The 22,373-nt window shown below is 38.7% G+C and carries 19 protein-coding genes; 11 read left to right on the top strand and 8 right to left on the bottom strand.

Annotated elements, in window-relative coordinates:
• Window positions 1-152 precede the first annotated feature (152 nt).
• Window positions 153-1,910 (bottom strand): DEAD/DEAH box helicase, encoded by a 1,758-nt coding sequence (locus tag SJ312_RS06175; protein WP_319867203.1) that lies wholly within the window; start codon window positions 1,908-1,910, stop codon window positions 153-155.
• 223 nt (window positions 1,911-2,133) lie between these two features.
• Here SJ312_RS06175 and rsuA point away from each other — a divergent pair, with 223 nt between their 5' ends.
• The 3 genes from rsuA to SJ312_RS06160 all read left to right on the top strand — a co-directional run bounded on the left by rsuA (window position 2,134) and on the right by SJ312_RS06160 (window position 5,015).
• Entirely contained in the window at window positions 2,134-2,841 is a 708-nt protein-coding gene (gene rsuA, locus SJ312_RS06170; RefSeq protein WP_110591852.1) for a 16S rRNA pseudouridine(516) synthase RsuA, read from the top strand.
• Between the two features lie 18 nt (window positions 2,842-2,859).
• Window positions 2,860-4,044, top strand: coding sequence for a Bcr/CflA family multidrug efflux MFS transporter (locus SJ312_RS06165; RefSeq protein WP_110591851.1), 1,185 nt, complete (start codon window positions 2,860-2,862; stop codon window positions 4,042-4,044).
• A gap of 629 nt (window positions 4,045-4,673) precedes the next feature.
• The gene (locus SJ312_RS06160) at window positions 4,674-5,015 is read left to right on the top strand and encodes a hypothetical protein (RefSeq protein ID WP_004260080.1); all 342 of its coding nucleotides are present in this window, start codon (window positions 4,674-4,676) and stop codon (window positions 5,013-5,015) included.
• A gap of 260 nt (window positions 5,016-5,275) precedes the next feature.
• Here the strand turns inward: SJ312_RS06160 and mepS are convergent, their stop codons facing one another.
• Both mepS and SJ312_RS06150 read right to left on the bottom strand, forming a co-directional pair.
• Window positions 5,276-5,860 carry a bifunctional murein DD-endopeptidase/murein LD-carboxypeptidase gene (gene mepS / locus SJ312_RS06155; protein WP_004253117.1) on the bottom strand — a complete coding sequence of 195 codons (585 nt, stop codon included), beginning with the start codon at window positions 5,858-5,860 and terminating at the stop codon, window positions 5,276-5,278.
• Between the two features lie 815 nt (window positions 5,861-6,675).
• On the bottom strand, window positions 6,676-7,275 hold the full coding sequence (locus tag SJ312_RS06150; protein ID WP_004253120.1) for a YrbL family protein: 600 nt from the start codon (window positions 7,273-7,275) through the stop codon (window positions 6,676-6,678).
• 336 nt (window positions 7,276-7,611) lie between these two features.
• Here SJ312_RS06150 and SJ312_RS06145 point away from each other — a divergent pair, with 336 nt between their 5' ends.
• Window positions 7,612-7,956 (top strand): hypothetical protein, encoded by a 345-nt coding sequence (locus SJ312_RS06145; RefSeq protein WP_004253122.1) that lies wholly within the window; start codon window positions 7,612-7,614, stop codon window positions 7,954-7,956.
• A gap of 136 nt (window positions 7,957-8,092) precedes the next feature.
• Here SJ312_RS06145 and yeiP read toward each other — a convergent pair whose 3' ends face one another.
• From yeiP to SJ312_RS06130, 3 genes are all read right to left on the bottom strand, one after another.
• The gene (gene yeiP / locus SJ312_RS06140; RefSeq protein WP_004253124.1) at window positions 8,093-8,665 is read right to left on the bottom strand and encodes an elongation factor P-like protein YeiP; all 573 of its coding nucleotides are present in this window, start codon (window positions 8,663-8,665) and stop codon (window positions 8,093-8,095) included.
• A gap of 153 nt (window positions 8,666-8,818) precedes the next feature.
• The gene (gene mtr / locus SJ312_RS06135; RefSeq protein ID WP_110591849.1) at window positions 8,819-10,063 is read right to left on the bottom strand and encodes a tryptophan permease; all 1,245 of its coding nucleotides are present in this window, start codon (window positions 10,061-10,063) and stop codon (window positions 8,819-8,821) included.
• Window positions 10,064-10,223: 160 nt separating this feature from the next.
• Window positions 10,224-10,661 carry a nucleotide triphosphate diphosphatase NUDT15 gene (locus SJ312_RS06130; RefSeq protein ID WP_004253127.1) on the bottom strand — a complete coding sequence of 146 codons (438 nt, stop codon included), beginning with the start codon at window positions 10,659-10,661 and terminating at the stop codon, window positions 10,224-10,226.
• A 164-nt stretch (window positions 10,662-10,825) separates the two neighbouring features.
• On the opposite strand from SJ312_RS06130, the gene fruK reads away from it, so the two are divergent.
• On the top strand, window positions 10,826-11,761 hold the full coding sequence (gene fruK, locus SJ312_RS06125) for a 1-phosphofructokinase (protein WP_004253135.1): 936 nt from the start codon (window positions 10,826-10,828) through the stop codon (window positions 11,759-11,761).
• Between the two features lie 63 nt (window positions 11,762-11,824).
• Here the strand turns inward: fruK and nfo are convergent, their stop codons facing one another.
• Window positions 11,825-12,670: a deoxyribonuclease IV gene (gene nfo / locus SJ312_RS06120; RefSeq protein WP_036957604.1), complete on the bottom strand. Its 846-nt coding sequence runs from the start codon at window positions 12,668-12,670 to the stop codon at window positions 11,825-11,827.
• A 100-nt stretch (window positions 12,671-12,770) separates the two neighbouring features.
• On the bottom strand, window positions 12,771-13,850 hold the full coding sequence (locus SJ312_RS06115; RefSeq protein WP_110591848.1) for a YeiH family protein: 1,080 nt from the start codon (window positions 13,848-13,850) through the stop codon (window positions 12,771-12,773).
• A 194-nt stretch (window positions 13,851-14,044) separates the two neighbouring features.
• Here SJ312_RS06115 and yieE point away from each other — a divergent pair, with 194 nt between their 5' ends.
• The 6 genes from yieE to SJ312_RS06085 all read left to right on the top strand — a co-directional run bounded on the left by yieE (window position 14,045) and on the right by SJ312_RS06085 (window position 22,339).
• Complete coding sequence (gene yieE / locus SJ312_RS06110) at window positions 14,045-14,908, top strand: DNA-binding transcriptional regulator YeiE (RefSeq protein ID WP_004253145.1); 864 nt, start codon at window positions 14,045-14,047, stop codon at window positions 14,906-14,908.
• Between the two features lie 406 nt (window positions 14,909-15,314).
• Window positions 15,315-16,805 (top strand): amino acid permease, encoded by a 1,491-nt coding sequence (locus SJ312_RS06105; RefSeq protein ID WP_004253146.1) that lies wholly within the window; start codon window positions 15,315-15,317, stop codon window positions 16,803-16,805.
• A gap of 250 nt (window positions 16,806-17,055) precedes the next feature.
• The gene (locus SJ312_RS06100; RefSeq protein ID WP_187710389.1) at window positions 17,056-18,192 is read left to right on the top strand and encodes an ABC transporter substrate-binding protein; all 1,137 of its coding nucleotides are present in this window, start codon (window positions 17,056-17,058) and stop codon (window positions 18,190-18,192) included.
• 19 nt (window positions 18,193-18,211) lie between these two features.
• Window positions 18,212-19,306 carry a FecCD family ABC transporter permease gene (locus SJ312_RS06095; protein WP_004253151.1) on the top strand — a complete coding sequence of 365 codons (1,095 nt, stop codon included), beginning with the start codon at window positions 18,212-18,214 and terminating at the stop codon, window positions 19,304-19,306.
• Window positions 19,300-20,088, top strand: a complete 789-nt coding sequence (locus SJ312_RS06090; protein ID WP_094960415.1) for an ABC transporter ATP-binding protein — start codon at window positions 19,300-19,302, stop codon at window positions 20,086-20,088. Before SJ312_RS06095 ends, SJ312_RS06090 begins: the two co-directional genes overlap by 7 nt.
• A 268-nt stretch (window positions 20,089-20,356) precedes the next feature.
• Entirely contained in the window at window positions 20,357-22,339 is a 1,983-nt protein-coding gene (locus SJ312_RS06085) for a ligand-gated channel protein (protein WP_096863852.1), read from the top strand.
• Window positions 22,340-22,373: the final 34 nt, after the last annotated feature.

The raw sequence follows: 22,373 nt of genomic DNA, 5'->3' as shown, positions 1-22,373 counted from the left end.
TAAAAAGAAAATATAAATTCCTGCTACAGGCGACCCAGCAGCAGGTTCGAGATTTGGCCTAGGATAATCCATTCAGAGAACAAGATATCGGAAGGCGGGCGGCATTTTAACGAAAAATCGGCCATCCAGCAATCATTATGATCATTTTCGCGTTATGACAGGGGAGCAGCAACGCGAAAACGCCCTTGATAATCGAAGATTTTCTCTCGAATTTCCCAAAAGCGTTCTTTTTTGCGCGCGACAATAAATTGGGGATATCGTAATAAAGATTGTTGCACTAATATATCATTTGCATTATTCCACTTAAACGGAACACCTGGGGCACGCTGATGCTCACGTAAAAAACGATATTCGAACACGCGTTTTTGTGCGGGTGTGGCTAGGCGAAAACGTTCTGAAACACAGGTTCCATCTTCATCATAATAATTGATTTTAATCCATTCACCTTTGTTATCACTCCCTGTAATGAATTGCATACCACCACAACGAATAATTAACGCATCTTTGAGTTTTAAGGCGGCTTTTAGCATATCGTCAGGGTCGGTAAGCACTTCTTGGCATTTTTGACAGCGACGAGCCGCTATATCATTTTCTGCACCACAGTGTGGACATTGTTTAAAGCGAAAACGAAATTCACATTGTTTTTTCTGCTTATTTTCATCTTCTTCCCAGCCTTGGCAGCGCCGGCCGTAATGTTCAATAATTTGCCCATCAGAGGTACATTTTCCCCAAAAAATATTCGCAAATTGGCATAATGGGCAAAAAACTTGCACAGGCACACTGGTTGAATTTGGTTGACTTGACCCCACTTCAGGCCGAAATAAATCGTGTGGATTACCTGCGTAATCTAAGATTAAACAGCGTGTTTTTCCCTCATAAAGGCGCAATCCTCGGCCAACAATTTGTTGGTATAAGCTCACTGACTCTGTTGGGCGCAAAATAGCAATCACATCGACATGAGGTGCATCAAACCCTGTTGTTAATACTGAAACGTTAACGAGATAATGTAATTCTTTATTTTTAAATTGTTTAATAATTGCTTGCCTATCAATTGCTGGGGTTTCAGCCGTCACTAATGCCGCACTATTCTTCGGTAGATAACTCAGAATTTCGTTGGCATGTTCGACCGTCGCAGCAAAGATCATGCAGCCTTGTAACGGTGCTGCATATTCAATAACTTGCTCAATAATTTTAGGCGTAATGCGTTGTTGTTTTTTTAATGACAAATTAAGTTCTTGTTCGTTAAAAATACCCGATGATGTCAGTGAAACTTGGCTAAAATCATATTGTAAAACAGGCATATCTAAGCGTTCAGGTGGAACTAAGAATTTGTTTTTAATCATATAGTGTAGAGGTAGTTCATAAATACACTCTCGAAAAAAACAATTTTCATCACCACGTACCATGCCATGGTAATGGTATTGGTAAATCCAGCCACTGTTGAGGCGGTAAGGGGTGGCTGTTAATCCTAAAATACGTAATGAAGGGTTATTAGCTTGTAAAACTTGAATAATTTGTTGGTATTGGCTCTTATCATTCAAACTTATACGGTGACACTCATCAATAATTACTAGGGAAAAATGTGCGTCAAATGCCTTAAGATTGCGAGCAACAGATTGCACACTACCGAAAACCACTTTGCTTTGAGATTCTTTGCGGTTCAGGCCAGCGGCAAATATATCGGCTTGTAGGCCATATACGAGGTACTTAGCATGGTTCTGCTCAACTAATTCTTTCACATGGGCTAATACCAACACTCGCCCGCGAGCAAGCCGAGCCAATTCGGCAATCACTAAGCTTTTACCTGCTCCTGTTGGTAAGACAATCACGGCAGGGGCAGTCTGCTTGCGGAAATAATCAACCGTCGCATTGACAGCTTCTTGTTGGTAAGGGCGTAATACAAAAGGCATATTATTCAGTATTATGTAATTAAATCAGGTGAATGACGTTAAATTTAATTTAAAACGATGACTCTGTCTAAAGATGTAAGTTGCTGCGGTGAAACTATCACTTCACAGGGGTTATTGTTATAATGAATTATGTGATAGCAATCACAACAACCTTTCACTCTATATTCTGACAGTTGAGCGTTATTGTACGCTTCGCTGGCATTCCATCAAGTTAAGAGAATCTATGCGACTGGATAAATTTTTGTCCCAGCAATTAGGGATAAGCCGAAGTTTGGTAGCGCGAGAATTACGCGCAGGGCTCGTAACGGTTGATGATGAAATCGTTAAGTCAGGGGCCTTTCAAGTTACGATTGATCATGAAGTCGCTTATGATGGTAATGTCCTCGTGCAAGTTACTGGGCCGCGTTATTTTATGTTACATAAGCCACAAGGCTATATTTGCTCAACAGATGACCCAACACATCCAACAATTCTTTTTTTTATTGATGAGCCTCTCGCACAAAAACTGCATTCAGCAGGGCGTTTAGATATCGATACAACGGGGCTTGTCTTATTAACTGATGATGGTCAGTGGTCACATCGCATTACTTCACCGAAGCATCATTGTGAAAAAACATACCGAGTTCAATTGAGTGACGATATCGCCAATGATGTTGCCGAGCAGTTTACTCAGGGCGTTATGCTTAACGGGGAAAAACACCTAACTAAACCAGCAAAACTGGAAATTATCAGCCCTAGAGATGTCAGGTTGACGATTAGTGAAGGGCGTTATCATCAAGTGAAACGCATGTTTGCTGCGGTGGGGAACCATGTTTGTGGGTTACACCGTGAACGCGTTGGTGAAATTTGGCTCGATGAGACTCTTGAGCCCGGAGAATACCGTCCACTGACGGAAGAAGAGATCAACAGTATTAACGTACCACGTAAATAAATAGCAGGAGTTTAAAGAGTGCAACAGCAGCGTTCATCCTATTTGGGGCTGATACTAATTCTAGGTTTATTATCGATGTTAATGCCGTTGGCCATCGACATGTACCTGCCAAGCTTTCCGACGATGATGCATTATTTTAATGTAGATGAAGGGCGCATTCAAATGACGCTCAATAGCTACATTTTTGGTTTTGCTATAGGGCAATTATTTTATGGGCCGATGGCAGATAGCATTGGTCGTAAACCTGTTATCTTGGGTGGAGTCGTTGTTTTTGCAATTGCTTCAGCGGCTTGTGCTATCACTGAATCGATTGACTCACTGATTTGGTTGCGTTTTTTACATGGTTTTGCCGCGGCAGCTGCAAGTGTTGTGATTAATGCACTTATGCGGGATATGTTTACCCGTGATGAATTCTCAAGAAGTATGTCTTTTGTTGTCTTAGTGATGACAATCGCACCGTTATTAGCCCCTATTTTAGGGGGAGAGCTAATGCGCTGGTTCTCATGGCATGCAATTTTTTGGAGCATCGCTATTGCTGCGGTTATCGCTGTTATTTTAGTGAGCTGTTTTGTGCGGGAAACACTCCCCGTTGCCAAAAGGCAAAAATTTCATGTTGGAACAACATTAAGGCAATTTGCGACTTTATTTAGAGCAAAACAAGTATTGTTCTATATATTAGCGAGCTCATTTTCCTTTGCAGGGATGTTTTCGTTCTTAAATGCAGGCGCTTTTGTGTATATCGATTTAAATGGGGTATCTCCACAGAATTTCGGCTACTATTTTGGTATCAATATCATCTTCCTGTTTATTATGACGACTATTAATAGCCGTTATGTAAGGCATTTCGGCGCGGAGAAAATGCTTTACTTTGGTATTATTATCCAATTTGTGATGGGCGTGTGGTTGCTTGTTACAACGGCATTTGCATTAGATTTTTGGACATTGGTTATCGGTGTTGCAGTCTATGTTAGTGGAATAGCGATGATCACTTCTAACGCAATGGCAGTGATCTTGGATAATTATCCACATATTGCAGGAACCGTTTCTTCATTGGCAGGAACAATAAGGTTTTCAATTGGCGCACTCGTTGGAACTTTGTTATCACTAATACCTGCTCAGAGCGCATGGCCAATGGTCGGCTCTATGGTTGCTTGCGTGGCGCTCTCGATGTTATTTGTTTTACTAGCCAAAAAAACAAAATAAATCATATGTTTTCAAGTTTCATGGATGAAACTGAGAACACTCAATTCTCTTCTTCATTATTTATAACGGACTAATCAAAGTTTGTTCTAGTTACTTTCCCATATAATTCATTTATCTATTAGAGATAAAAGTGATTGCTCGATAAAGCCGAGTGATAACGCAGTGGTATTAATAATCTTTGGTGAAAAATGATCTAAATCAATTATCATTACAGCTGAATTTGTTAAGTTTATGTTTTGTGATTTGATATGCATTGCAACATTATTCATTAATAAAAATTTGGATTTACTTCAAAAATAAACTGTTTTTTACTATTTTCTTTTCAAAAATGTAAAAAAAAGTTAAGTGTTTTATGCAAGATGTTAGGATGTAGCGATCAAAATTAGTTTATATTTTAATATATTTGCTATTAAAATGAATATGCAATGATTTATGTCACAAAAATTTAACGACATTTTGTTTTTTTAATGTTATATTTAAGATTCGGTATTTAACATTCATGTTACTTTTTGGATAACTTTAAGTTCGGTTTGAACGATGAATGAGTGGCTTAAGCCCATGTTAGGTCAAGTAAGAAATTAAATATCAATACTTGGCAAAATACTAGAATGTATCAATAGGATATCTTTGTGGAAAAATTAGGTCTTTCGGTGGTGCACAGGCTACCGCAAAGCTACCGCTGGTTATCAGGCAAAATAGGTACGGATGTTGAAGTTGTACCTATGAATGATGCCGATAGCGATAAGCTTGTGGGGCTGAAATTACTTAGCCATGACTGTGCGACAGATTGTATTGCAATGCAACAATTGTCTGAATCATTATCAGATATGCAGATTGCCAACGCGATCTTAGAGTGGCAAAAAGAAATTTGCCTATTTATTCATGCTAATGATGAGTTGGCAGCTATGTGCCGTTTAAAAGCCTCTGGCGTTGCTATTGCAGAACTTTCTTCTGGTTTTTATAGTGCTTAGTTTTGAGTATATTTAATATTTTATTAGTTGTTATAGTGGCTTGATTACTGATTATTATTTTAGTTACAGGTTTTATTCGGTTACGTGTTTAAAGCTTGTTTTTGAATGAGTATTATCGCGAGGTGGGCTTGGTGTTTTAGTTGTTTTTTACCTAAAAATCAAATAGCTATCACTAAGTTTAGTCAAAAAATTCCCAATAAAAAAGCTTCCATCAAATGGAAGCTTTTTTATTGGGAAGGGATATAGGATATTATAAAAACTTATGAGCCATTAATAATGCGCCTGCTGGCATAATATCTTTTGCTCCAGTATGAGTTAGTCATTTCAGAAACGATAACACCACTACTGGTTGATGCATGGACAAATTTTTGGTCACCAATATAAATGCCAACATGCTTCATAGTACGGCCTGTTTTAAATAAAACAATATCACCGACTTTTAGATTATTACGTTTTACGCTTTTGCCGGAGGATTCTTGTTCAGAGGTCGTACGAGGGAGTTCAACACCAAATTGTTCAAGAAATGTTCTCTGTACGAAACTTGAGCAATCAACACCTTTCTTTGTTGTGCCGCCAAGACGATAAGCTACGCCTTTCCAGCTTGCGTATTGATCCATTATTTTAGATTTAGTATCAACACTTTGTACTAACTCTTCGAATTCATCTTGAGATGCCATCGTCAACGAGTCACCCGCAGAACCATTTAGCATACGAGTATCTGATTTAGCAGTATATTGTGTGTTTTTAGCTGACTTTGGGTTGGTACATGCTGTGAGCGTTACGGCGATTGCAATTGCCGGAACAATGCGCCAAGCATAGCGCTTAAGTTTTTCAGAGGTTAGCATTCTTATATATATCCCTTACCATTTTTCTTTTTAGTACTTTATTGTGTAAAAAGACACAAAAAAACTAAACTTATCCCTGTGAAAAACGCATTATAGATGGCAAAACTGTGTTTTTCGCAGAAAGTGTTTATCGTAGTACCACTAAACTTCGAATGTACTAGTCATATTTAATGACTTATTGAGTATAGGAGATAAGTCAATATTTACTAAATTTACTAAGACATTCTTTACATTTTTTTGTTTAGAAGATTCAGCATCGTAGTAGTACCAAATCAAACCTTTAAGAGCATACATAAACAAAAGCAAAATGGCGAGTTAATAGGGGTGAAATTTACAAAACATTAGATAAAAGTGCCTATTTGCCATTGGTTTATGTGACAATTGTCTACAATGAAGGATATTACTTATAAAGATGGTATTTTTAACTAGTAAAATATGAACTAAATCACACTTTTCTATGTGTTATTTCAGTGGATTTGCATAATTAAGGACTTTTCAAACTAGAAGTGTAAAGAAGTTTAAGTTTTTATTTAGAGGGAGTGTGTTTGTACTCAAATAAACAGTTTAATTTTTGTTAAGAAAGTCCATTAGAATAAAAAACACTCAGAAAATAATTTAAAAAATAAAAGTACTGTATGTATATCAGTATTTTCTGGTTGTATTTATTAGTAATTCTCCACAATATTAATATCGACTAGTGAGTAGCATTCTACCATAACCATTCATAACCAATGTATTGTTAGAGCAACTCTAATAATACGTCAATATAACTAGATATTTAATGGTGACAGCAAAATAGGGGGCGAGGAATGTGACTATATCTTAAGATTATAGTCACGATAAAGTCGTTGTTCGAAATCAGCAAACCGGCGATTTAGGGTGGAACGAGCAATTCTAGTTGAGAAATAATCAATGGGGATTAGGTTAGATGAGCCAAGGTTATCTATAATAATAAATTGACCATAAGGTTTATAGCCTAGTTGATAAACGATGTTATAAGTTTTGAGCGCCATCGTGGTAATAGCCTCTTTGTATATGTTCTTTTTAAATTGCTCATAAGCAATTTTCATGTTTTTTTTATGTTTTAAAAAAACTTGTTTATTTTTAAGATAATAATCTAAGGTATTTGAAACATTTCCTGTCTTATCTTTGATTAATTGGAATACGTACCCTAGCCCCCGATCAGTTTGCTGGGTGCCATAGTAATGAGAAATCGTTTTTACGGTAAGATTCCTTTTATACAAGCGTTTATAATAGCGAACCTCTCTTAATGTTTCTTTATCATCTCGCCCACTTAAATGAACTTTTACGCATAGGTGATTATACTCAGGATGCTGATAACAAGCACGTTGCCTGCCTGATGCGATCAAGTTTTCAGAAGGTAATAAAATTTTTTTATCTAAGTTCATATTCATGATAATAAACACTTTTTTTAACAAGTTTAAGGTGTTTGATATATAGATATACCTAAAATGGCATAGCGACGATTTTTATAAATTAATTGACCAATGCTAATAGATTATATTTATAAAGTGTTGCATTTTGTGTGGTTAATTAAGTGTGAGGCAAGTCATATATTTTGTTTTGATAAATAATAAAACAAAAAATAAAAAACTACGGCTATAAATGAAATTATTAATATCCCTTTGGAATTAGTATGTCGTCCTCAGGCAATTCAGCCAAATAAATACTTTAACTGTAAATAAATTACAGGAAGTGACGATAACATAATTTTAAACGGGAATTTCGTTATGAATAGCTCAGTAAAAAAAATGGTAATGGCTTTTTTAGCAGTAACAGCATTGAACTCAAGCTTTTCAGTATTTGCATCTGAAAACAGTGAGGTAAAACGCAGCAATACAGGCGTTATTCGATTTACTGGAGCTATTGTAGCAGCGCCTTGTATTGTCGAAGCCAATGCGAATAAAGTAGAAACCAAATGCTGGAATGATAGTGGTAAATTGGAAACCGCATCTGCAGATATTCGTAAACTAAAGAATCAAGAAATGTTGCTTCCGAATCAAAAAGGTACTCAACAATTCAACTGGATTAATAAAGATAAAACCCTAGGTATTTACACAATAAAATACGATTAATTTTGAGACGAACACAAATTGAATATAGCAAACTAAGATGAGAAGGTATGCAATGTTTAATTTTAATGACATATGCCTATGAACAATAAATTCATAGGCATATAAAGGCTTATTTCTTTCAAATCAAAAGCAGAAATTAATCACAACGGCCCATATAACGACGCTCAGCGATATGAATACGAATTTTTTCACCGGTTGTTAAATATTCAGGAACTTGAACTGTTAACCCTGTAGCCATCGTTGCAGGCTTAGTTCGTGCGCTAGCCGAAGCCCCTTTAATTGCTGGGGTTGTCTCAATAATGACCATATCAACCGTTTGCGGTAACTCTAAAGCAAGAACTTGCCCATCCATTGTTAACACTTGCATTCCTGGTAACCCTTCTTCAGGAATGAAAAGTAATTCTTCTTCAATATCGGCTTTTTTGAAAAGGTAGGGAGTATAGTCTTCATTGTCCATAAAGACATATTCATCACCATCAATATAAGAAAAGCTCACTCCACGACGGGTTAGGGAAATTGTTTCTAAAATATCATCGCCTTTGAAACGCTCTTCAACTTTCTGGCCCGTTTTGATATCAGTAAAGCGCATTTTATATAATGTACTCGCTCCACGAGCACTAGGTGCTTGAATATCAATGTCTTTTACAAGTAATAATTTGCCATTGTAGTTAATTGCTAAACCACGTTTGATTTCGTTGGCCTTGGCCATAAATAACCTTCTTTAGGGTTGTCAAAAAGAGTGCGACAAAATTACTCGCAGATAAAGAATTAGGCAAGATGCTGAAGTCAATTTTCAGTGAAAAATTTTTAGGTGACATATCAGTGTAGATATAACCAGAGGGCGATATCCACACTGAAAGGGTTAATAAATAGGTAGTAAGCCAGATAGTGACAATAAATGAGCAACCGCATTAATTAATCCAAAGAGGATCACAAAGCCAATAATAAAGCTCCCACCTGGTGCTTTGTAGCTGTTGTTAGGGTAACGTTTACGACTTGCTTTCGCCATCAGCGCAGGGACAATGACTGCCCAAATAGTAGCTGCCAACCCTGCAAAACCAATCGCATAAATAAACCCATTAGGAAAAATCAGTGCGAGTATTGTTGGTGGTAAAAAAGTGACTAAGACAGATTTAAGGCGCCCAAATTTGTTATCTGCAAATTTGAAAAAATCAGCAATAAAATCAAATAACCCTAAAGACACGCCTAAGAAAGAACTCGCTAGAGCCATATAAGAAAACAGGTTCAAAAATTGAGATATAAAGCTGCTCTGGGTAGAAATATTCATTTGAGCCAGTAATGCATCAATATTGTTGCCATTTTCTCTGATTTCAATAAATGATGTTCTTGGAATATTTCCTTGGATCGCATACTGCCACAAAATATAGATAACCACGGTAATGGTAGCCCCATACACTAGGCTCTTAACAACACTACGGCTATCTTTATTATAATATTTAACTAATCCAGGAACATTACCGTGATAACCAAATGAGGTTAATAAATAGGGTAATGCGGCTAAGGCATAAGGAAGATATTGGCTTTCACCATGCTCAGTTTGGTTGAATAGGATAGCTGGTGATGCGGTTGAAATCATTCCACCGATTGACATAATAAAGGTGATGACCATCCCGCCAATTAAAATGGTACTTAACCTATCGACAGCACGAGTAGAAAGCCACACAAAAAAAGCCACAATAAATGCAAAAATAAAGCCTGCACCCGCTTGTGGTATTTGTATTTTTTCTGACAAATTCGCGGTGATGATAGAGCTTCCTGCAGAAATATAGGCGTAAGTAAGAATATAAAGCACAAAAGTAACGGATAAACTGTTAATAGAATTCCATGTCGTGCCTAATAAGTCTTTGACCATAGTATGGAAACTGGCGCCAGCTGGGTAATTCATATTGGCTTCTAAAATCATTAACCCAGAAAGTAACATGCAAATAAAGGTATAAATTAACAGTATGACAGAGCCTGTGAACCATACGCCGGAGGTCACCATAGGAATTGAAAACATACCCGCACCCACCGCAGTACCGGCAATGATCATCGCACCTCCTAATATAGAAGGATTTTTTTGTTGTGTTGTTCCATCAATAGCCATGGTGGCTCCTAAATATATCGTTTCACTGTACTAGCCAAATGATACGGTAAGAGTGCAGTATTGTAAATATCGTAAATAGAATAAAATAGGGAAAAATGAGTAATTAGAAAGGGATGGATGATAAACGTACAAAAAGAGGATGTTGTACGTTTACACTTGATTAGGCTTTGTGGTGATAGAAACGTTGTGTAAGCCAGAGGTCAACAGCATTGCGGCTAGCTTCAAAATGAGGCTCTGGGAGCTTATCAGGTGAAACCCACATTAAGTTTTCACATTTATCTGCTTCCATAATTTGAGGTTCAACCTCACCGTTATATTCAACATGCATACAAATAGAAACGGTATGTTTACCTTCTTGTTGATAAGTCTGTAAATTATTGCTGATACCAAAAACAGTTGGAGCTTGGATATCAATACCAATTTCTTCTTTTATTTCGCGAATGGCACAATCTTCAAAGGACTCACCAGGGTCCACATGTCCCCCGAAAATGGACCAATAGGGCGCATGTTTACTACTGCGTTTGCCCATCAAAATTTGCCCCTGTTTATTAGTGATTAGAACACCAACACCAGCGACGACGTGAGTATGCTGAGACATATATTCTCCTTATTATTTTATTTTTCAGCGCGCTGATCCTGACATAATCTTGTAGAAAAACAAGCAGGAAAAAGTACAAATATCACTGAAAACAATATGCTTTAATGTTATAACTATAATTAAATTTAAAGACACGATAATCATGATAAGGGAGATTAGTGGTTATGACTCGCCGGGTTGCTACAATTACATTAAATCCTGCTTACGACCTTGTGGGCTTATGCTCTACTATCGAAGTTGGTGAAGTCAATTTAGTCAAAACCGCTAGCCTCAACGCGGGTGGTAAAGGTGTCAATGTCGCAAAAGTGCTCCGTGACTTAGGTATTGATATCACTGTTAGTGGTTTTATGGGAAAGGATAACCAAGAAGAGTTTCAACATTTTTTCAGTGAAAATGGCATGGCGAACCGTTTTAGTATGGTGCCAGGGCGTACACGGATTAACGTGAAACTCACGGAAAATAATGGGGAGTCAACGGATTTTAACTTTTCAGGCTTTGAGGTCAGTAAAGAAGATTGGAACCGTTTCTCTACCGAATCACTTAATTGGTTAGGCCATTTCGATATGGTCGTTGTCAGCGGAAGTTTACCAAGTGGTATTGACCCAGAAGAATTCACTCGTTGGATGACTCGCCTTCGCCAATTATGCCCATGTATTATTTTCGATAGTAGCCGAGAAGCCTTAAAGGCAGGTTTGAAAGCGTCACCATGGCTAGTAAAACCTAATCGTCATGAATTAGAAAGTTGGGTTGGCCGAAAACTGCCAGATTTACAAGATGTTGTAGCCGCAGCGCATGAGTTAAGAGACAAAGGAATTTCTCATGTTGTTATTTCATTAGGAGAAGAAGGGGCTCTGTGGGTTAATGCTTCGGGTTCTTGGCTGGCGAAACCGCCACATTGTGAAGTGATAAGCACGGTTGGGGCTGGTGACTCGATGGTAGCAGGGCTAGCTTATGGGTTACTCAATGGTGAGTCCAGCGAGCATACGTTACGTATGGCGACCGCAATTTCTGCACTATCCGTTTCTCAGCCAGATGTCGGTTTAAAAAATAGAAACAAATTAGCGGATATGATGGCAAAAATTGAAATGAAATCGTTATAGTTAATGAATTTCAAACAACCCCCACATGATAATGCGGGGGTTGTTATATTAGAAAGCCAATAATTAGCTACTTTGCTGTGCTTTCAACCATGCAATTTCTTGCGGCCAAATATCGGGATTAATGGTTTCTAAAATCAAGGGGATACCATCGAAACGGCTATCTTGCATAATATACGTGAATGGAACAAAACCAATATTCCCTTCACCTAAACTATGGTGGCGGTCAACACGACTGGCAAATTCACTTTTAGCATCATTAAGGTGCATTCCCTTTAGAAACTCAAAACCAACAATATCTGCAAATTGGCTAAATGTGTTGTCACAATCTTCGGCTGTGCGTAAGTCATAACCTGCGGCAAATGCGTGGCAAGTATCAATACAAACGCCTACACGGCTTTTATCTTTCACCCGTTCAATAATTTTTGCAAGATGCGTAAAGTCAAAGCCTAAGTTAGTGCCTTGTCCCGCCGTGTTTTCAATTACAGCGGTCACGCCTTCGGTCTCAGCAAGCGCAATATTAATAGATTCAGCAATGCGAGCTAAACAATCGTCAATTTCAATTTTCTTTAAATGACTACCGGGGTGAAAGTTAAGTAAATCAATACCTAATTGTTCACAACGCTGCATTTCATCGATAAAAGCGACACGAGATTTCTCTAGAGCCTCAAATTCGGGGTGACCTAAATTGATCAAATAGCTGTCATGAGGAAGGATTTGGTGTTTACCGTACCCATATTTTTTGCAGTTATCTTTAAATTTCTTAATTACGTCTTCGCTTAGTGGCGCAGCTTTCCATTGGCGCTGATTTTTTGTGAACAAAGCAAAAGCGGTTGCATTGATTTCATGTGCGCGAATAACAGCTTGGTCAACCCCACCAGAGGCGCTGACATGTGCTCCAATATATTTCATTTTTGACTCCTTTTTGTTGGAGTATGCCATTAATAAGCAAATAAATGAAATCAACAAAAAAGCCACCCATTGAGGTGGCTAAAAATGAGGAGAATATATGCTAAAAAATGCTTTGAATCAGTATGTTAATTAAGAGCCCACCGACAATCAACCAAACAAATAGGATAAGTGCCATCAGTAATGGCTTAATACCCGCTTGGCGAATAGCACTAACATGGGTAGTTAACCCTAAAGCAACCATTGCCATAGCCAGTAAAATCGTATCCAAGGCTATGATTTGTTGTACTAATACATGGGGCAGTAAATTGAGTGAATTGAAACCTGCGACAACAATAAAAAATACGGCGAACCAAGGAATCGTAATTTTACTTTTCTGAGTGTTTGTTGTTTGGTTTGCGGCTGTTTTACGGCTTAAGAAAGCCGATAAAATAATCAAAAAAGGCGCAAGCATCATTACACGGATCATTTTGGCGATGACAGAGGCATTTTCTGCCTCAGTACCAATAGTGTGGCCTGCTGCAACAACCTGTGCAACTTCATGTACTGTTGAACCGATATAAATCCCAAAAGTTTCTTCTGTTGCAGGAAACCAGCCAAAGTGCGCATTTAATTGGTAAATCCAAGGATAAACAAAAATACAAATAGTCCCAAAGATAACAACCGTTGATACGGCAACCGCAACTTTACTTGCAGAAGCTTTCACCACGGGTTCAGTAGCCATGACTGCGGCTGCGCCACAAATGCTACTACCTGCACCAATCAATAACGTGGTTTCTTCATCAAGACCGAACACTTTTTTACCTAGCCAATATGCTAATAAAAAAGTTGAGGTTAATGTTAAGGCATCAATGATAACCCCTGTAGCACCTACATCCGTAATTTGTTGGAAAGTAAGGCGAAAACCATACAAAATTATACCCGCACGGAGAAAATAGTGCTTAGCAAATTTAATGCCGGCATCACAAGATTGACTGGCTACGGGGTAAAAAGTATTCCCTACAATAATTCCTAATAAGATTGCGAGGGTTAATGCACCTAAGCCGATATCCATAAACCAAGGTTGGTCACCTAGGTAAATTGCAATAGCAGTCAGAATACCAGCTAAAATAATACCGGGTATCAGTTTTAATATAGGATTTAGGTTATTCCGCTCAAGGGTGCTGGTGTCACTTTTATTCATGATAATGCTCTTTATTACCGCTTATAAGATTTAGTAATAAGGATATAACAAAATCAATAATAATTTAAATTGATTGTCTTCATATAATCTACCACTAAAATAGATTAGAAAGTTTCTTCTGGAATATTGCAAATAAATCGTTAATATTAACATTATTATTACAAATACTAAAAATCACGTTGGGGCTTACCTTTATGCGAATTACACTTAGGCAACTTGAGGTTTTTACGGAAGTATTAAAGAGTGGCTCCACGACGCAAGCATCTCAGTTATTAGCGCTTTCACAATCTGCAGTCAGTGCGTCGCTAACGGATTTAGAAGGTCAATTAGGCGTTCAATTATTTGACCGTGTGGGTAAACGACTTGTTACTAATGAGCACGGAAGACTTTTATATCCCAAAGCGTTAGCGTTATTAGAGCAAGGGTTAGAAGTTGAGCAACTCTTTAAAAAAGAGATGGGCGCCGTGCGTCTTGCTGCCAGTACAACGATTGGTAATTATATTTTACCCGAAGTCTTAGCGGGGTATCGTCATGACCACCCTGATATTCCTTTAGAGCTTTTTATTAGTAATACAGAAGAAATTATTAAGGCAGTCATGGAATTTAGGGCGGATGTTGGGTTAATTGAAGGTGTTTGTCATAGCCCTGAATTAATTTCTAAAGCATGGTTAAAAGATGAGCTCGTTATTTTTGTTTCCCCCCAAAACCCATTAGCGAATAAAAAAGTCTCTTTAAAAGATTTGCGTGACGCGCCTTGGATTTTGCGTGAAAGGGGGTCAGGTACACGGGATGTCCTTGACCAACTATTATTTGCACATCTTCCGGGCTTTCATATTTTGATGGAGCTAGGAAATTCAGAAGCTATCAAGCATGCAGTTCGTTATGGAATAGGTATAAGCTGTTTATCACGTCGAGTGATCGAAGAACAATTAGAAAATGGCTCTCTAGTCGAATTAAAAATAGACGACCTTCATTTAGAAAGAACGCTATATTTGATTTATCACCGTCAAAAGCATATTTCGAGTGCGATTACTAATCTTCTGTCTTACTGTAATTAAAAATCCTCGTCATCTTTTAACCTGTCGCGTTGTTGGCTGCAATCGACGACCCAAGTCACATACTAATGTATGCTCCTTGGATAGTCTCAATTGCCGCCTAGCGACACGCTAAAAGCTATAGAGGATTGCAGTGAATGTGTTGCACTAGTGATAGGCTATCGCGTTGTTGGCTGCACTTTTTATGTGCCTTGAACAGTCACATTTGCCGCTACAGACACGATAAAGAGAATAAAACGTCGTCCTCTTATTAAGAGGGTATACTGAATTTTTTGAGATAACGCGTTTTACTTATAATTTTGTATGAATTATGAAGGTATCTTATAACAGTGAAGAGTTGCTTAGTTCTCACAGTCTATTTTGCTAGAATCCATGCGATATTAGCTGAATAATAAAATACAGGGAACAAATGTCAGAACAACATACCAATACTATCTCGCAGGGCGGCCCACAAAGACTACGCCGTGAGTTAAAGGCGCGCCATCTTGCGATGATTGCTATCGGTGGATCTATCGGTACCGGTTTATTCGTTGCATCCGGTGCAACGGTTGCACAAGCAGGCCCCGGTGGAGCACTCCTTTCTTATGCTATCATTGGCTTAATGGTCTATTTTTTAATGACCAGTTTAGGTGAATTAGCCGCTTATATGCCTGTCTCAGGCTCATTTGCAACCTATGGTGCAAAATATGTCGATGAAGGTTTTGGTTTCGCACTAGGGTGGAACTACTGGTACAACTGGGCTGTAACAATTGCAGTTGACTTAGTTGCTGCTCAATTGGTGATGACCTATTGGTTCCCAGATACCCCAGGTTGGATTTGGAGCGCTATTTTCCTTGCGATTATTTTCTTACTGAATTTCATCTCTGTGAAAGGGTTTGGTGAGGCGGAATACTGGTTCTCATTAATAAAAGTCACCACAGTCGTTATTTTTATTGTTGTTGGCGTATTAATGATTTTTGGCATCATGAGCGGTGCGGAAAATGCCGGGTGGCATAACTGGGAAATTGGTGATGCACCTTTTGCGGGTGGTTTTTCAGCAATGATTGGCGTGGCAATGATAGTTGGGTTCTCATTCCAAGGAACTGAATTAATCGGTATTGCTGCGGGGGAATCGAAAGATCCTGCCAAAAATATTCCCAAAGCAGTACGCAAAGTATTTTGGCGGATATTGTTATTCTATATCTTTGCAATCTTAATTATTAGTTTGATCATTCCTTATACTGATCCAAGCTTACTGCGTAATGATGTAAAAGATATTAGTGTGAGTCCATTCACTTTAGTATTTGAAAATGCAGGTTTATTATCTGCTGCTGCGGTGATGAATGCGGTTATCTTAACGGCAGTATTATCGGCAGGTAACTCGGGTATGTACGCATCAACGCGTATGTTGTATACCTTAGCGCGTGAAGGTAAAGCACCACGTATTTTCGCTCGTTTATCTAAAGGTGGCGTACCTCGTTATGCGTTGTTAGCAACGACGGTTATTGCGGGCTTATGTTTCTTGAGTTCCATGTTTGGAAACCAGACGGTGTACTTGTGGCTATTAAATACATCGGGGATGACAGGGTTTATTGCTTGGTTAGGTATTGCAATTAGCCATTATCGTTTCCGTAGAGGCTATATTGCACAAGGGAAAGATCTTAATGACTTACCTTACCGTTCAGGTTTCTTCCCAATTGGTCCTATTTTTGCCTTTATTTTGTGTTTAACAATTACATTAGGCCAAAACTACCAAGCCTTTTTAGAAGATAAAATTGATTGGGTAGGGGTTACGGCAACTTATATTGGAATTCCGCTGTTTTTAGCAATTTGGTTTGGTTATAAGATAGTGAAGAAAACAACGTTTATTCGCTATAAAGATATGAGCTTTCCAAGTTACCGAGAAAATTTAGATAAATAATATTCTTAGAATATCTATCATAAAAAACAGCACTCTTTATAGGGTGCTGTTTTTTTATATATAGCGCAACAAACCTGCATTTTGGCGGTAAAATAGGCTGAATGTTTGGCTTTACGATAATGGTCACAGAATTCCATTGATGAAAGTCATGATTAAACTAATAATCGTATTGATAAGTATTCTTATTTGCTTTATTGTTACCGCATAAAAAAAAGGTAAGTCAATGAGGTTAATAGTGGAGCTTAATACTATGTCGTCGGTAGCCAAGAAGTCTGTAGCTAGGTCGGTAGTAAAAGGAATAGGTTTAGCGTTATTAGCAAGTGCCAGTATGAGCGCTTGGGCTGCAACAGTGACTGATATTGCAGGCCGTACTGTTGAGGTTCCTGATAATGTTAATCGCATTTTATTAGGCGAAGGGCGCCTGTTTAGTGCAATAGCTCTGCTGGAAGGTGATAAACCTATTGACCGAATTGTCGGTTGGCAAGGTGACCTTCGAAAACTAGACCCTCAAACCTACTCTGTTTATAAAGCTAAATTCCCTGAAATTGACAATATTCCACTGATTGGTAATACCAGCGCAGATAGCGTCAGTTCAGAAAAAGTATTAACCCTAAACCCTGATATTGCGATTTTTGGTTTGTCAGGCCATGGGCCGGGTAAAAACAGTGAATTAGTTAACCAGCTTGAGAAAGCCGGCGTGCCTGTTGTATTTGTGGATTTCCGTGATAAACCACTGGAAAACACATTACCAAGTATGCGTTTACTTGGTAAAGCGTTGAACCGCGAACAGGCAGCAAATAAATATGTCGATTTTTATGAAAGAAACCAAAAATTAGTCACTGATATTACTTCTAAAATACCAGATGATAAAAAACCAAGTGTTTTTATTGAGTTACGTGCAGGAGCATTTGAAGATTGCTGTGGTACCGCTGGCGATGGAAATATGGGGAACTTTATTGATTTAGCGGGTGGTAAAAATATTGCTAAAGGCGTTTTGCCGGGCGCGCTTGGTACGATGAACTTAGAGAAAATCATTGCTGCGGACCCAAATATTTACATTGCATCTGGTGCAAAAGCGCCGGGTAGTAAAGATGCAGGCGTTCAATTAGGGGCGCAAAGTTCATTAGCTGATGCGAAAGAAAGCCTGAAAAAAATAACTGAACGTAAAGGAATTAGCTCGCTATCAGCTATAAAAGATAAGCAAGATTATGCTATCTGGCACAATTACTATAACTCTCCATACAATGTGATTGCGACACAAGTTTTCGCCAAATGGTTTTACCCAGAACGATTTACCGATCTTGAACCGCAAAAAACACTGGATGAATTACATAGAGAGTTTCTCGCTATCGAACCAACAGGTGTATATTGGGTCAGCGAAAAGTAATGAAAATGGGTAAGAATTGATGAGTATCACGAGCGAGCCAATAGTGGCGGCTGAAAAAGCAGCGATTCAGGCTGACAACAATGTAAAACAACATTATCAAAATATGTTGCGTCGTCGATTGACATGGATAGCTGTTATCGTCGCTGCGATTTTATTATCACTGGTTATTGATTTCACCTTAGGTCCTTCAGGGTTATCCCTTGAACGCTTATGGCAAACCTTAATGACCCCAGAAGCAGTTGATGCAGGAACTCGAGTCATTGTTTGGGATATCCGTTTGCCATATGCATTGATGGCCGTGGTGATCGGCATGTCTTTAGGACTTGCTGGTGCTGAGATGCAAACGATCCTTAATAACCCGTTAGCGAGCCCATTTACACTAGGGGTATCTAATGCGGCGGCTTTTGGTGCCGCATTGGCGATTGTTTCTGGCATTGCAATTCCAGGCGTGCCTGACCAATGGGTAATATCAGCCAATGCCTTTATTTTTGCATTATTAGCAGCCTTGATGTTAGACGCGGTAACTCGCTGGACGCGTGTAGCAACCTCAGGTGTCGTATTGTTCGGTATTGCACTTGTGTTTACCTTTAATGCATTGGTTTCTATGATGCAATTCATCGCAACAGAAGACACTTTGCAAGGTCTAGTTTTTTGGACGATGGGCAGTTTATCAAAAGCAACATGGGTAAAACTTGGTGTGATGGCATTGGTTTTCGCGCTTGTTTTCCCGGTTGCCATGATGAGTTCATGGAAATTAACGGCTTTAAGGTTGGGTGAAGATAGGGCGATCAGTTTCGGTATTGATGTGCGCCGTTTAAGGCTAACAACATTATTACGTATTAGTATTTTATCGGCTTTAGCGGTGGCGTTTGTGGGGCCTATCGCCTTTATTGGTTTAGTCGCGCCGCATATTGCAAGGTTGATTTTTGGTGAAGATCACCGTTTTTATCTGCCAGCAAGTGCATTAATTGGGGCGTTAATCTTATCAATGGCCTCAATTGCATCGAAGAATATTATTCCGGGTGTGATTATTCCTGTTGGGATTGTGACATCGTTAGTGGGTGTGCCGTTCTTCTTAAGCATTATTTTACGTCATAGAGGGAACGTATCATGAGTGGCCTGATTATTAACCAATTTAATGCAGGTTACCCAAAGCGCCCCGTAATTGAGAACCTATCGACGGATATCTTACCTCGCGGCAAGATCACGGTATTACTTGGGCCAAATGGTAGTGGTAAATCCACATTATTACGGTCGTTGGCGGGGTTAAATAAGGCAACAGGGCAGCTGTTACTGGATGGTCAGGACTTAACCCAACAGAGTTTTGCCCAGCGAGCACAAAATGTGGTGTATTTACCGCAAACGTTACCTGCTGGTGTACATCTGTATGTTTTAGAGTCAGTGATTGTTGCTCAACGTGCTTCAGGCGGTTTGAGCAATGAGAATAGTAAAGACGAAGTGATGGGGTTATTACGTCAATTGGGTATTGAACATTTGGCGTTAAGTTATTTAGACCAACTTTCAGGTGGTCAAAAACAATTAGTGGGTTTGGCACAATCTTTAATTCGTCAACCCAATTTATTGTTATTAGATGAACCTTTAAGTGCACTGGATTTAAATTACCAATATCATGTGATGGATTTAGTCGCAAAAGAAACGAAGCGTCGAAATATAATCACGGTTGTGGTGGTTCATGATATTAATATTGCACTCAAACACGCAGAACATGTATTAATGCTGAAGCAAGGTAATTTAATTGCACAAGGTGAACCTGCTGAGGTAATTACCCCTGAAAGCCTTGCTGAGGTCTATGGTGTACGCGGTCGTATCGAACGTTGTTCGCAAGGTGTTCCGCAAGTCCTAATAGATGGGCTGGTTGATAAATTAGCAAGTTAATATCGTAATGGAATAATGTGCTTGCAGCACTCGGCAAGCACATTAAATAAAAATAAAATGAGAGGATGTAATATAAAAAAAACAAATTAAATATTAATTAATAGTAATTACCCACAGGAAATTTAATTGAATTATATAATGGTTTTTACCATGGATTTCCTATGGGTATTTAAATACCCCAATAATAAAAAATATTTTTTGATTCAATGAAATCAATGTGAGCAAATCAATTCATATATAAAACAAAATATCTCTTGGAGAGTTGGGAATGGTTGTTTTTAATAAAAGAAAAGTGGCAATTAGCATAATTGCGGCTATTGCTGCGGCACCTGCATTTGCTGATGACAGTAAAGATAAAATCTATGTAACAACAGCATCAGGTTATCAACAGAAAATTGAAGATGCACCTGCGTCTATTTCTGTAGTAACTCGCGAACAACTCGAAACTAAAGCTTATCGTGATGTGACTGACGCATTAAAAGATGTACCGGGTGTTTTAGTCACTGGAGGCGGCAGTAGCTCAGACATCAGCATCCGTGGTATGGATGCTAAATACACCATGATTTTAATCGACGGTAAACGCGTTGATACACGCAGCACTCGCCCAAATAGTGATGGTTCTGGTATTGAACAAGGTTGGTTACCACCATTACCCGCCATTGAGCGTATTGAAGTAGTACGTGGCCCAATGTCATCGCTGTACGGTTCAGATGCGATGGGAGGGGTTATCAATATTATCACTCGTCGTGTTCAACAAGAGTGGACGACCAGTTTACGTGCAGACGCAACAATTACGGAACGTAAAAATTCAGGTAATACAGGGCAAGGCAGCTTTTACACCTCAGGTCCATTAATTGATGGTCTACTGGGTGTGAAACTACAAGGACAATATTCACATCGTGGTGAAGATAAAATCATTAATGGTTTTAACCGTCAAATCATGGCGAGTGGTGGAGCAACGGTATCGTTGACTCCAGATGACAAAAATACCTTCGACGCAGAATTTAAACGTGATAACCAACATCGTGATGACCGTGAGGGTTATACCAGCAAAAGAGGCGACGGTAGCGGTTTTAGCAAATATGAGTTGACTCATATGGCATTAACCCATACGGGTATTTATGATATTGCATCAACAGATACCTATGTTCAATACGATGAGACAAAAAACCCAGGCCGTAAAATGACGGCAGAAGACCTTGTTTTCCGTAATCAAAGTGTCTTTTTATTGGGGGATCATAGTTTAAGCCTTGGTGGTCAATATCGTAAAGAGAAGTTGAAAGACGAAGGTAATAAATTTAAACAGTATAATCAGCTTGAACGATATAGCTGGGCGTTATTTGCAGAAGATGAATGGTTAATGACCAATGATTTTGCGTTAACCGGTGGTATTCGTATGGATAAAGACGAAAACTACGGTTCACACTGGACTCCACGTTTATATGGTGTGTGGCATGCTGATGAACAGTGGACAATTAAAGGTGGGGTAACTACAGGTTATAAAGCACCAAGCTTGCGTGAATCGTCCGCAAACTGGGGACAAGCAACAGGCGGTAGTGCAGGAAATGCCGTTATTTATGGTAATCCTGATTTAAAACCAGAGAAAAGTATTACTGAAGAAATTGGTGTTATTTGGAACAATCAGGATAATATTACTGCTGGGATAACTATCTATAACACTGACTTTAAAGATAAAATTACTGAAGTTAGGCGTTGTGAAGAAAATAGTAGCACAGTAAGAGCATGTACAGTAGCTCAAGATGGTGAAGGTGACAAGCCTAACAAACCGTATCGTTTCATCAGCGATAAAGCGAACGTTGATAAAGCAAGAATGCGAGGTGTTGAACTAACGTTCAACTGGCGTATTGTGGATGACTTAAGCTTTGCAGCTAACTACACCTATACTGATACTGAACAAAAAAGTGGTGTAAATAAAGGTAAGCCATTAAATAAACAGCCTAAACATATGGCTAACTCCACTCTGACATGGCAAACTACTGAAGATTTAGAAACATGGACGCGTATGAATTTCCGTGGTAAAACCTCTGAATACCAAGGTCGTGGACAAAAAATGTCAAGTGGTACAGCATCTTATGCTTTATTTGATTTAGGTGCGAGTTATCAGCTTAACAAGAACGCGAACATTGTTGGTGGTGTCTATAACGTCTTAGATCGCCGAATCGATAATGCGACTTACGGTGCCGAATTAGAAGGCCGTCGCTACAATATCGGTATCAACTACAACTTCTAATCGAATAATTAATCTCGATTAATCCAAACCCTTT

The sequence above is a fragment of the Providencia sp. CIM-Carb-044 genome, assembly GCF_033901115.1.
Classification (GTDB): Bacteria; Pseudomonadota; Gammaproteobacteria; order Enterobacterales; family Enterobacteriaceae; genus Providencia; species Providencia hangzhouensis.
The sequence above is the reverse complement of the archived record's forward strand: the minus strand, read 5'-3'. Positions and strand labels throughout refer to the sequence as shown.

Excerpts from the sequence above, each read along its gene's own strand:
- yeiP (WP_004253124.1), bottom strand. The coding sequence starts at position 8,665 with ATGGCCAAGGCCAACGAAATCAAACGTGGTTTAGCAATTAACTACAAT.
- SJ312_RS06130 (WP_004253127.1), bottom strand. The coding sequence starts at position 10,661 with ATGTCTCAGCATACTCACGTCGTCGCTGGTGTTGGTGTTCTAATCACT.
- mtr (WP_110591849.1), bottom strand. The coding sequence starts at position 10,063 with ATGGCTATTGATGGAACAACACAACAAAAAAATCCTTCTATATTAGGA.
- SJ312_RS06115 (WP_110591848.1), bottom strand. The coding sequence starts at position 13,850 with ATGAATAAAAGTGACACCAGCACCCTTGAGCGGAATAACCTAAATCCT.
- SJ312_RS06145 (WP_004253122.1), top strand. The coding sequence starts at position 7,612 with ATGAATAGCTCAGTAAAAAAAATGGTAATGGCTTTTTTAGCAGTAACA.
- SJ312_RS06095 (WP_004253151.1), top strand. The coding sequence starts at position 18,212 with ATGAGTATCACGAGCGAGCCAATAGTGGCGGCTGAAAAAGCAGCGATT.
- SJ312_RS06175 (WP_319867203.1), bottom strand. The coding sequence starts at position 1,910 with ATGCCTTTTGTATTACGCCCTTACCAACAAGAAGCTGTCAATGCGACG.
- rsuA (WP_110591852.1), top strand. The coding sequence starts at position 2,134 with ATGCGACTGGATAAATTTTTGTCCCAGCAATTAGGGATAAGCCGAAGT.
- SJ312_RS06105 (WP_004253146.1), top strand. The coding sequence starts at position 15,315 with ATGTCAGAACAACATACCAATACTATCTCGCAGGGCGGCCCACAAAGA.
- fruK (WP_004253135.1), top strand. The coding sequence starts at position 10,826 with ATGACTCGCCGGGTTGCTACAATTACATTAAATCCTGCTTACGACCTT.
- mepS (WP_004253117.1), bottom strand. The coding sequence starts at position 5,860 with ATGCTAACCTCTGAAAAACTTAAGCGCTATGCTTGGCGCATTGTTCCG.
- SJ312_RS06085 (WP_096863852.1), top strand. The coding sequence starts at position 20,357 with ATGGTTGTTTTTAATAAAAGAAAAGTGGCAATTAGCATAATTGCGGCT.
- yieE (WP_004253145.1), top strand. The coding sequence starts at position 14,045 with ATGCGAATTACACTTAGGCAACTTGAGGTTTTTACGGAAGTATTAAAG.
- SJ312_RS06100 (WP_187710389.1), top strand. The coding sequence starts at position 17,056 with ATGTCGTCGGTAGCCAAGAAGTCTGTAGCTAGGTCGGTAGTAAAAGGA.
- SJ312_RS06150 (WP_004253120.1), bottom strand. The coding sequence starts at position 7,275 with ATGAATATGAACTTAGATAAAAAAATTTTATTACCTTCTGAAAACTTG.
- nfo (WP_036957604.1), bottom strand. The coding sequence starts at position 12,670 with ATGAAATATATTGGAGCACATGTCAGCGCCTCTGGTGGGGTTGACCAA.